Genomic DNA, 10,549 nt, shown 5'->3' on the forward strand with positions numbered 1-10,549 from the left:
CCCATTCGTGTTACCACGATCATACCGGGAAGTGCATTTGAAAAATATGCGTTATTTGAATTCGGGCTTACAGTTTGTCACGACAAATCGAATCTCTGGCAGGACAAATCATCATTTGGTAACGAGAAAGTGGCATCTTGTAACGACAAATCTTTCGGCTGTACGCTGAACGTGCGCTCAGCCCATGAAAACACCTAGAGTGTTGAAGCCCTTCCTAGCAAGGGCTTGGGACATCCGATTTTGAGGGAAGGTGGGTGTTCAGGAATGGGGTATTTTAATAGGAATAGTTTCCAATAATACGTCTGTGGCCAATTAATCGGCGATCTTGGCGAATAACTCGTCGCTCATGGCTAATAAAGTGAGTTTCATGGCCAATAAATCCTCATTCATGGCCAATGAACGGGTGCTTAGGTTAGTTACATAAAGTTTCTGAAGCAGGTGGCTCCACATCTAGCATTATCGAGTTTCGCAGGCTTGAAATCCATGCCAAATGCCATCGCGGCCATTGAGGCAAAGGGCGCCTCCCTGTCCACGCTGTCATTTGACAGAATTTCAGAACGAGCCTGCTCCACATCTAGATAGTATCGAGTTGCGAACGCTAGAAACCCCTTCACTAAGCCGTGACCTCCAGAAATGCAAAGAGCGCATTTATGGAGCCCCCGTCTTAGCTCACGGTTTCTGAACGAGCGTTCTCCACATCTAGAACGTATTAGTTGAATTCCCCCACCATTCTCCGTAAAGTAAAATTACCAACGAAAGGAGCTCGTTCAGATGACGACTGTATTTGATTTTAAAGTAAAAGCACCTTCAGGGAACGAAGTGAACTTAGATGAATATAAAGGCAAAGTATTAATCGTTGTGAATACAGCCAGCAAATGTGGCTTTACTCCGCAGTTTGAAGAACTCCAAAAGCTCTATGAGAACTATCAAGAACAAGGTCTCGAAATCTTAGGTTTCCCGAGCGACCAGTTCAACAATCAGGAATTTGATGATATCGAGGAAACTATGAGTTTCTGTCAGCGCAACTATGGTGTCTCATTCCCAATGTTTGCGAAAGTAGATGTGAAAGGTGACGAGGCGGATCCGCTCTTTAAGCATCTGGTATCCGAGAAGAAGGGACTTATATCCGAAGGCATCAAGTGGAACTTCACGAAATTCCTTGTCGACCGAGAAGGCAATGTGGTGAAGCGATATGCGCCTCAAACAAGTCCTGCAAAAATCGAAGAAGACTTAGTCAAATATCTTTAATCGAAGCGGATGATTCATCCGCTTTTTCTAGTGAGAAAACTGATTGAAAAATCGAAATACATGTTTAATTTGTGCCTATCTTGACACTCCTTTAAGCCGCTGATAACCTTAACACTAATATTCAAAAGCTACTTGATTAAATCATGAGGGGGAAGACGGAAATGTGGGAATCAAAATTCCAGCGTGAAGGGTTAACATTTGATGATGTATTGCTTGTTCCAGCGAAATCAGAGGTACTTCCAAAAGATGTCGACTTATCGGTTCAACTGACAGATCGCATCAAAGTGAACATCCCGATTATTAGTGCAGGCATGGACACGGTAACGGAAGCGAAAATGGCGATTGCGATGGCACGTCAAGGCGGTCTTGGAATCATTCACAAGAACATGAGTATTGATGAGCAAGCAGAGCAAGTGGAAACAGTGAAACGTTCGGAAAATGGTGTTATCACAGACCCGTTCTTCTTAACTCCAGAGCACCAAGTATATGACGCAGAGCATTTAATGGGGAAATACCGCATTTCCGGTGTGCCGATTGTCAATAATGAAAACGAGCAGAAACTCGTGGGTATTATCACCAACCGTGACCTTCGCTTTATTCAAGACTATTCATTAAAGATTGATGATGTGATGACCAAGGAAAACGTCGTCACAGCACCTGTTGGTACCACACTTGAAGAGGCAGAAAAGGTCCTTCAGCAATATAAAATTGAAAAGTTACCACTTGTCGATGAGGCAGGCATCCTAAAAGGTCTCATTACAATCAAAGATATCGAGAAGGTCATCGAATTCCCGAACGCAGCGAAAGATGAGCAAGGGCGCCTACTAGTCGGTGCAGCTGTTGGTGTCACAAAGGATACGATGATGCGTGTTGAGAAACTTGTGAAAGCACATGTCGACGTTATTACGATTGATACGGCGCATGGTCATTCTCAAGGGGTTATGGAAACCGTCAAAGAAATTCGTGCGGCGTATCCAGACCTTGCAATCATTGCAGGAAACGTGGCCACTGCTGAAGCGACGCGCGAGTTAATTGAAGCAGGAGCGGACATTATCAAAGTCGGAATTGGACCAGGTTCCATCTGTACAACACGTGTCGTCGCAGGTGTCGGTGTGCCTCAAATCACAGCGGTTTACGACTGTGCTACAGAAGCTCGTAAGCATGGCAAAGCCATCATCGCAGACGGCGGAATCAAGTACTCCGGAGATATCGTCAAAGCACTTGCTGCAGGTGGGCACGTCGTTATGCTCGGAAGTATTTTAGCAGGAACTTCTGAGAGCCCAGGAGAAACAGAAATCTTCCAAGGTCGCCGTTTCAAAGTCTACCGCGGAATGGGATCGATTGGTGCGATGGAGCGCGGTTCGAAAGACCGTTACTTCCAAGAAGATGCGAAAAAATTGGTTCCAGAAGGAATCGAAGGTCGCTTACCTTACAAAGGGCCACTGTCGGATACGATCCACCAACTGACAGGAGGAATTCGCTCAGGTATGGGGTACTGCGGTGCACACAATCTTGAAAAACTTCGCAATGAAGCACAGTTTATTAAAATGACAGGTGCAGGTCTTCGTGAAAGCCATCCACACGATGTGCAAATCACAAAAGAAGCGCCAAATTATTCTATTTCTTAATAACTAGATCAATTCAGGAACATTCACACATGTAATGCCGTCTAAACTAGGCATTATGTGTGTTTTTTTAGTGAAAGCACATTTTTTTCACAAGGTTTGTGATAAAATGAGCAAGGAAAAATAGGCTTTGGAGGGTACTTACGTTGAAAAAATGGATTGCAAAATGGCTCATCCTTCCGATGATGCTCGTAACGGGTATAGCTGCTACACCACAGGCTGCCCAAGCGGAAACAGATCCGCTAAACTTAACAGTCGACGCTGCGATTATGATTGATGGAGAAACTGGAAAGATTTTATATACAAAGAATGCAGAACAACCACTTGCGATTGCAAGTATGACGAAAATGATGACAGAATACCTGTTATTTGAAGCCATTGAAGACGGAAAAATCACATGGGACCAACAATATTCGGTAACTGATTATACGTATCGTTTGTCCCAAAACCGTGCACTAAGTAACGTTCCTCTCCGTCAGGACGGCACGTATACGATTCGTGAACTATATGAAGCAATGGCAATCTACTCTGCGAATGCTGCCACTGTCGCGATTGCGGAGACGATTGCAGGTACAGAAGATAATTTTGTGAACTTGATGAATGAAAAAGCAGCAGAGCTTGGTCTTGAAGGGTACACATTTGTAAATTCTACGGGACTGAACAATGAAGATTTAATGGGAATGCATCCTGCCTCAACTGGAGCCAACGATGAAAACGTCATGCCAGCTGAGTCTGTGGCGCGTCTTGCATATATTTTGCTTCGCGACTACCCAGAAGTATTAGAAGCTGCTAGCATTCCGAAGAAGACGTTCCGTGAAGGGACTACGGATGCAATTGAAATGTCGAACTGGAACTTCATGCTTCCGGGCCTTGTGTATGAGTACGCAGGGATTGATGGATTAAAGACAGGAACGACAGAACTTGCGGGTCACTCGTTCACAGGAACAGCGTCACGTAACGGCATGCGTTTGATTACAGTCGTCATGAAAGCAGTCGATTCACAAGGGGTCGGTTCTTATAAAGCGCGCTTTGATGCAACACGTGCCATGATGGATTACGGTTTTGCACAGTTCTCGAAAGAAGAACTTGTAGGGGCTGGACAGACGATTGAAGGCGCTGAAACAATTGCCGTAGACAAAGGAAAAGAAGATGAAGTAGGAATTGCCACGAAAGAAGGCATTTCGATGGTCATCAAATCGAGCGATAAAGAATTGTACAAACCTGTCTTTACTCCGGAAGCTGAGGTGCTAGAAGCTGGAGTGGAAAATGGACAAGTTGTTGGGAAAGTGAAACTTGAGAACACCGAAGGCGAAGACCTAGGCTACATCATTGAAAAAGATGCAGGCGTAGATATGGTCACAACGGCTGCTGTTGAGCGAGCTAGCTGGTTCTCACTTGTTCTTCAAGGCATTGGCGCGTTCTTCGCTGGCCTATGGGGCAATGTGACGGACTTTGTCGGTGGACTTTTCTAATGAACACGAAAGATCCCTTTACCTTAACTGGTAGAGGGATCTTTTTTATGGCAAATCATCGTAAGTTCATCAATTAATTCAGTAACAGCCTGTTCTAACTCATCCATCGGCATTCCGCCGAAACCAAGAAGAAGTTTCGAGGTTTCTGTTGTTTTTTCGATACGGTACTGGTCGAGAGAAGCAATGCGAAGACCTTTTTCTGCTAAAGCCGATTTCATCATGGTTCCCGTCATCTTTGTTTCGACATTTAAAATGACATGCATGCCGGCCTGATCCCCAGAGATGGAGAGCCAATCGCTATACGGATCGATCAATTCATGCAACAGGTCAAGCTTCCGTTTATAGAGCTTTCGCATCCGGTTAACATGCTTTTCAAAATGTCCCCGCTCCATAAAGAGGGCAAGGGTGGCCTGGTCTAAACGCGGAACGGTAGCTGCGTAGTGGCCGAACTGTTCGCGGTACACGTCCAGCAATGAGACCGGCACAACAGCATAGGCAATACGTAGAGACGGCATCAAAGACTTCGAAAAGGTACTTAAATAGATCACTCGGTTGTGCGTATCAAACCCTTGCAACGCCGGAATAGGCATGCCGACATAACGGAATTCACTGTCGTAGTCATCTTCAATGATGTATCTGTGGTCTGCTTCCCGTGCCCACTTTAGAAGTTGGTTGCGGCGAGACGCAGAAAGAATAGCTCCGGTCGGGAACTGGTGAGCCGGTGTAATGTAAGCACCTGTCGCCCCGGATGCTTTCAATTCATCCACTCGGAGCCCTTCCTCATCCACCGCAATCGGTACAGCCTGGTAGGAGCTGTCGTTTGAAAAGTGATGCGTTAAGGAGTAGCCTGGATCTTCGACGGCAAGAATTCCTTTTTTCGCTATGAGCCGAAGGAGAAAAGGTAAGAGCTGCTCGGTTCCGGACCCTAAAATAAGTTGTTCCGGGGTACAGCGAACGCCTCTCGATTGATAGAGATAGCCGGCAATCTGTTGACGAAGCGGCAGGTCTCCCTGCGGATGCCCTAAATGCAAGAGGTGCCGGTTTCCATCCGTCATGACGTCTCGTGCACACTTCCGCCACTGATCGAGGGGGAAATGTTCTAAATCAATTTTTCCGGGATGAAAGTCATAGCGGTACGTCACCGCTTCCGGAATCGATGCTTTTAAAATAGTTTGCGGTTCGCTTCGTATCAGTTCTGTACTGTTTTGAACGAAATACCCTTTCCGCGGAAGAGAAATCACGTAGCCTTCATCCACCAGCTGATGATACGTCGTTTCGATGGTCGTTTGACTAATGGACAGATAATCCGCGAGTTGGCGTTTAGAAGGAAGCTTTTCGCCTTCTGCCAGTTGCCCTGAGAGAATTGCTTCTCGGAATGCTCGGTACAGGCGCTCATATAACGGCATAGACGTGTCTTCTGATAAGTGGGGTAAAAAGAATTCCACCGAATCGCTCCTTCCTAGAAACTCTGTGCTTTTCATTATAGTGGATGCACGCGGGTGTGTCTGCTGAACATATTGCATAAATCTTGAAATTCGGGTACACTAAGACTAATTTCATGTGCGAAATACGATGATCGGAAGTAGTAACAAGCCCGTTTTTTCAAGAGAGTCAGCGGTTGGTGTGAGCTGATAAAAACCCTTGTGAATCCATCCTGAGAGTTGTCTCCGGTATAACGGAGACCGGTCCAGTGGCCGTTATGTGACAAGTGGTGTTCGTATGGACACAACCAGGGTGGTAACGCGGGTAGCTCTCGTCCCTTTTTCAGGGATGAGGGCTTTTTGTGTGCAAAAAATCGTAAGTAGCCAAATTTAAGGAGGAATTCGTATGTTAGATGTACGGTATGTACGTGAGAATTTTGAAGCAGTAAAAGCGAAACTGGCAAAGCGGGGAGAAGATATCTCGGAGTTTGATCAGTTTGAAGTGCTCGACCAGAAGCGTCGTGAACTGATTGCCAAGACGGAAGAACTGAAATCTGAGCGCAACAAAGTATCTGAGCAGATTTCTACGATGAAACGCAACAAAGAGAACGCGGATGATGCGATTGCCCGTATGCGCCAAGTCGGAGACGAGATCAAAGCACTCGATGAAGAGCTGCGTGAAGTAGAAGAGAAATTCAACTACATGATGATGCGCATCCCGAACATTCCGCACGACAGTGTACCGATTGGGGACACAGAAGACGATAACGTGACACACCGTACGTGGGGAGAGACCCCAACGTTTGCCTATGAGCCAAAAGCACACTGGGATATCGTCACAGATTTGAAGCTTGTCGACTTTGAACGTGCAGCGAAAGTGACAGGTAGCCGTTTTGCATTCTACCGCGGACTTGGAGCGCGTCTTGAGCGCGCACTTATCAACTTCATGATGGATCTTCATTCGGAAGAGCATGGCTACGAGGAAATGATTCCTCCGTATATGGCCAACCGTGAGAGCTTAACAGGTACAGGCCAGTTGCCGAAATTCGAAGAAGATGCGTTCCTTATTGAAAAAGAGGATTACTTCTTGATTCCGACAGCAGAAGTGCCAGTAACAAACTTCTACCGTGATGAAATCTTAGACGCGGAGCAGCTGCCACAAGCGTTTACTGCGTACAGTGCGTGTTTCCGTTCAGAAGCAGGTTCTGCGGGTCGCGACACACGCGGACTCATCCGTCAGCATCAGTTCAATAAAGTCGAGCTTGTGCGCTTTGTGAAACCGGAAGAATCATACGAGCAGCTTGAACTTCTGACAGGACATGCGGAAAAAGTTCTTCAATTGCTTGGCCTTCCGTACCGCGTCTTGTTGATGTGTACAGCAGACCTTGGGTTCACAGCAGCGAAGAAGTACGATATCGAAGTATGGCTCCCAAGCTACAATGACTACAAAGAAATCTCTTCTTGCAGTAACTTTGAAGACTTCCAGGCACGCCGTGCAGGTATTCGCTTCCGCCGTGAAACAGGAGCAAAACCAGAGTATGTGCATACGCTAAACGGTAGCGGTCTTGCAATCGGTCGTACCGTTGCAGCGATCCTTGAGAACTATCAGCAAGAAGATGGCTCTGTCGTGATTCCAGAAGTGTTACGTCCATACATGGGTGGCAAAGACGTCATCCGCTAATTGAAAAACAGCCGGCCTCCTAATCGGAAGTCGGCTGTTCGTTTTGCAGCGCTTGTTTGCGCAGTTTTTTTTGTTCCCGAAGGTTTCGAAAGAAGGAGGTGAGCAGTTCCCCGCATGCCTCCGCTTCGATGCCTTCGATGACGTCACACTCATGGTTGAAGCGGGAATCGTTGAGCATGGTATAGAGAGAATGGACGCATCCGGCTTTTGGGTCTCGTGCCCCGTAGACAACACGGGGGATGCGGGACTGTAAGATAGCACCGGCACACATCGGGCACGGTTCAAGTGTCACGTAGAGTGTCGTGTCTTCGAGTCGCCAGCTACCGAGCTGTTTGCAGCCTTCCTCAATAACGAGCATCTCGGCGTGCGTAAGGGCATTTTGCGTCGTCTCCCGAAGGTTAGAAGCACGGGCAATGATTTGGTCCCGATGAACTAAGACGGCCCCGATTGGCACTTCTCCAGCGTCGCCGGCTTTCTGTGCTTCGCGAATGGCTTCCTGCATAAAGACGTTGTGCATAAAGCCTCCCTCCTTTCTGGTTTTCCATCGTCAGTACCCAAAAGATGGACGGATTTTCATCTATGTTTCATGGGTGAGCTATGGTAAAATGGAAAGCACGACTTGAGACAGAAGAGTGAGGTCAGAAGCTATGTCCATTCCATTTATTACGGTAGAAGGTCCGATTGGTGTAGGGAAAACATCCCTTGCAAAAGCCATTGCGGACACCTATCAGTTTGAATTGTTGAAAGAAATTGTTGATGAAAACCCGTTTCTGGATAAATTTTATGAGAACATTGCTGAATGGAGCTTCCAAACCGAAATGTTTTTCCTCTGTAACCGCTACAAGCAACTTGCAGACATTCAAAAGCATTATATCGCAAACGCCAAGCCCGTCGCAGCAGATTATCATATTTTCAAGAATTTAATTTTCGCGAAACGCACGCTTTCGCCGGTGGAATACATGAAGTACGAATCGATCTATTCGATTTTGACACGGGACATGCCTGTGCCGAACATGGTCGTCTATCTCGATGCCAGCCTCGACGTTCTGCTTGAACGCATTGAGCTTCGTGGACGGGAGTTTGAGAAGAAGATAGATCCTGCGTATCTTGCGCAGCTATCTGCCGATTACCGTGTATTTATTGAGGACTTTGAGAAAGCGCATCCGGAAGTGCCGGTGCTTCGCGTGAATGGCGATCATCTTGATTTTGTCCAAAACCCGGAAGACTTGTCACACATTTTAGAACAGGTAAACGCAACATTACATAAAAGGAGCTTGCAACGATGAATTTACGAGAGAAGTATGGTATTCCCCATGATGCGGTGATTACTATTGCTGGAACAGTCGGTGTAGGGAAATCGACGATGACGAAGACGCTCGCAGAGGCGCTCGATTTTAAGACATCTTTTGAAAAGGTCGACACGAACCCTTACTTAGATCGTTTCTACGATGATTTTGCCAAGTGGAGCTTCCACTTACAGATTTACTTCTTAGCGGAACGCTTCAAGGAGCAGAAGCGGATGTTTGAGTACGGAGGCGGCTTTATTCAAGACCGTTCGATTTACGAGGATACTGGCATATTTGCACGCATGCACAAAGAGAAGGGTACGATGGATCCAGTGGATTACGAAACGTACACAAGTCTTTTTGAAGCAATGGTCATGACTCCTTACTTCCCGCATCCGGACCTACTGATCTATCTGGAAGGTTCTCTCGACAGCATCGTTGACCGCATTCAAGAACGTGGGCGCCCGATGGAGCAGCAAACGCCGACTACGTATTGGGAAGAGATGCACGGCCGCTATGAGGACTGGATCGACAGTTTTAATGGCTGTCCGGTACTCCGCCTGAATATCAACGACTACGATATCGTGAAACGTCCAGAAGATGTAGAAAAGATCTTGGAGCGTATCGGGAATCACTTAACGAAAACAGCCGTTTTCCGCGGATAGTAGGGCCCCCTTCATTTTGATTTGAGATGGAGGGGGTTTTTTGTTTATAAATCCCCCAGTTTTTTAAAATCTACTTCAATTCGTTTGCTTCCAACCAGGTCTTGGTCTTGCCTAGTAAGAACTACCCCCAACTATTTCTTTAGAAGTGGGTAAGCCCCTTCTGAATAGATAAGAAGGTGTTTGATATCTGAGTGAGCCACGTGGGGACAGGTTGTTTTGGAGAGAATGGACCGGGTGATGTTTCTGAAAGGACCGGTTAGTGCCCTCGAATGGGCCGGGTAGGACGTCGAAATAGACCTCTATGAATCTCCTCCCTTGATTTCGCAATTAAGGTCTTTTCCTAAATCTTGGAGTGTCCGTAGTTTTACCTTCAGGTGTATTTTTGTTCTAAAGCACCTAGAGACACAAACTAGGCAACAGCACACGAAAAAACTGCCCATCTCACTCCGCAGAGTAAAACAGGCAGTTCGAAATATTCAGACACACGGTTTGTAAGAAAAATTCGACCTGGAGTGATCGAATTCAATCTCATATTTATGCGTGTGTGTTAATTAAAATGGAGGAGGTAGAGGGATTCGAACCCCCGCGCGGTTTGACCCGCCTGTCGGTTTTCAAGACCGATCCCTTCAGCCGGACTTGGGTATACCTCCGAAGTACAGAAATAAATTTATCACGTCTAAAATTCAAAGTCAACAGAGAAATTCAATATTTTTTCGGAACAGTGATTTGATTTTTTTTGAAGAGGTGCGTATACTAGTAAATGCCGTGCTAGGTGGGAAGGTAGCGGTGTCTTGTAACTCGCAATCCGCTCTAGCGAGACTGAACTCCTTCTCTGAGGCTGTTTGCATGTGAGGTCTGGTGTTTGCACGTAGTGTTGACGTCCGGGTCCTGCGCAATGAATACCCATGAACCATGTCAGGTCCGGAAGGAAGCAGCATTAAGTGGTGCTATTTATGTGCCGCGGGGTCGCCTGGACTGAGCTAACGACAAGCGTGCCGCTCATGTGTAGCAGTCGAAGGAAGGTGCACGGTATACATAGAAGATTCACCCGTTTTCCTGTTAGGGAAGACGGGTTTTTTAAAAGATAAGAAAGTATATAATTTTTGATGCCATGAGCCCAGTGTTCATGGTATTTTGATTTTATGGAGACA

General features: G+C 46.4%; 9 protein-coding genes, 1 tRNA gene, 1 other RNA gene and 1 other annotated feature. Of the genes, 8 read left to right on the forward strand and 3 right to left on the reverse strand.

The genetic code is table 11. The annotated features are described in order from the left end of the window. The 4 genes from ACFO0S_RS06445 to ACFO0S_RS06460 all read left to right on the forward strand — a co-directional run. Positions 1–198: hypothetical protein (locus ACFO0S_RS06445; protein WP_378140982.1), on the forward strand; the 198-nt coding region annotated here is incomplete at its 5' end. 573 nt (positions 199–771) lie between these two features. Then, the gene (locus tag ACFO0S_RS06450; RefSeq protein ID WP_378140983.1) at positions 772–1,248 is read left to right on the forward strand and encodes a glutathione peroxidase; all 477 of its coding nucleotides are present in this window, start codon (positions 772–774) and stop codon (positions 1,246–1,248) included. 161 nt (positions 1,249–1,409) lie between these two features. Then, positions 1,410–2,876 (forward strand): IMP dehydrogenase, encoded by a 1,467-nt coding sequence (gene guaB / locus ACFO0S_RS06455; RefSeq protein ID WP_378140984.1) that lies wholly within the window; start codon positions 1,410–1,412, stop codon positions 2,874–2,876. A gap of 179 nt (positions 2,877–3,055) precedes the next feature. Beyond that, the gene (locus ACFO0S_RS06460; RefSeq protein WP_378140990.1) at positions 3,056–4,345 is read left to right on the forward strand and encodes a serine hydrolase; all 1,290 of its coding nucleotides are present in this window, start codon (positions 3,056–3,058) and stop codon (positions 4,343–4,345) included. 23 nt (positions 4,346–4,368) lie between these two features. Here ACFO0S_RS06460 and pdxR read toward each other — a convergent pair whose 3' ends face one another. Beyond that, complete coding sequence (pdxR, locus tag ACFO0S_RS06465; protein WP_378140985.1) at positions 4,369–5,790, reverse strand: MocR-like pyridoxine biosynthesis transcription factor PdxR; 1,422 nt, start codon at positions 5,788–5,790, stop codon at positions 4,369–4,371. Between the two features lie 118 nt (positions 5,791–5,908). After that, positions 5,909–6,109: a binding site (T-box leader), on the forward strand. Positions 6,110–6,172: 63 nt separating this feature from the next. Between pdxR and serS the strand changes: the two genes are divergently transcribed. Next, complete coding sequence (serS, locus tag ACFO0S_RS06470) at positions 6,173–7,447, forward strand: serine--tRNA ligase (RefSeq protein WP_378140986.1); 1,275 nt, start codon at positions 6,173–6,175, stop codon at positions 7,445–7,447. A 19-nt stretch (positions 7,448–7,466) separates the two neighbouring features. Here the strand turns inward: serS and tadA are convergent, their stop codons facing one another. Beyond that, a complete protein-coding gene (tadA, locus tag ACFO0S_RS06475; protein WP_378140987.1) occupies positions 7,467–7,964 on the reverse strand; it encodes a tRNA adenosine(34) deaminase TadA in 498 nt (165 codons plus the stop codon). Positions 7,965–8,094: 130 nt separating this feature from the next. Here tadA and ACFO0S_RS06480 point away from each other — a divergent pair, with 130 nt between their 5' ends. Then, positions 8,095–8,733, forward strand: coding sequence for a deoxynucleoside kinase (locus ACFO0S_RS06480; protein WP_378140988.1), 639 nt, complete (start codon positions 8,095–8,097; stop codon positions 8,731–8,733). Next, a complete protein-coding gene (locus ACFO0S_RS06485) occupies positions 8,730–9,398 on the forward strand; it encodes a deoxynucleoside kinase (protein ID WP_378140989.1) in 669 nt (222 codons plus the stop codon). Before ACFO0S_RS06480 ends, ACFO0S_RS06485 begins: the two co-directional genes overlap by 4 nt. A 557-nt stretch (positions 9,399–9,955) precedes the next feature. Here the strand turns inward: ACFO0S_RS06485 and ACFO0S_RS06490 are convergent. Further along, positions 9,956–10,048 (reverse strand) — tRNA-Ser (locus ACFO0S_RS06490). Between the two features lie 113 nt (positions 10,049–10,161). Between ACFO0S_RS06490 and ffs the strand changes: the two genes are divergently transcribed. Then, positions 10,162–10,428, forward strand: an RNA gene (ffs, locus tag ACFO0S_RS06495) — signal recognition particle sRNA large type. Positions 10,429–10,549 lie beyond the last annotated feature (121 nt).

Source organism: Chryseomicrobium palamuruense (genome assembly GCF_042649045.1).
In the GTDB taxonomy this organism is placed as follows: domain Bacteria; phylum Bacillota; class Bacilli; order Bacillales_A; family Planococcaceae; genus Chryseomicrobium; species Chryseomicrobium palamuruense.

Excerpts from the sequence above, each read along its gene's own strand:
- ACFO0S_RS06450 (WP_378140983.1), top strand. The coding sequence starts at position 772 with ATGACGACTGTATTTGATTTTAAAGTAAAAGCACCTTCAGGGAACGAA.
- ACFO0S_RS06460 (WP_378140990.1), top strand. The coding sequence starts at position 3,056 with ATGATGCTCGTAACGGGTATAGCTGCTACACCACAGGCTGCCCAAGCG.
- guaB (WP_378140984.1), top strand. The coding sequence starts at position 1,410 with ATGTGGGAATCAAAATTCCAGCGTGAAGGGTTAACATTTGATGATGTA.
- tadA (WP_378140987.1), bottom strand. The coding sequence starts at position 7,964 with ATGCACAACGTCTTTATGCAGGAAGCCATTCGCGAAGCACAGAAAGCC.
- ACFO0S_RS06480 (WP_378140988.1), top strand. The coding sequence starts at position 8,095 with ATGTCCATTCCATTTATTACGGTAGAAGGTCCGATTGGTGTAGGGAAA.
- serS (WP_378140986.1), top strand. The coding sequence starts at position 6,173 with ATGTTAGATGTACGGTATGTACGTGAGAATTTTGAAGCAGTAAAAGCG.
- ACFO0S_RS06485 (WP_378140989.1), top strand. The coding sequence starts at position 8,730 with ATGAATTTACGAGAGAAGTATGGTATTCCCCATGATGCGGTGATTACT.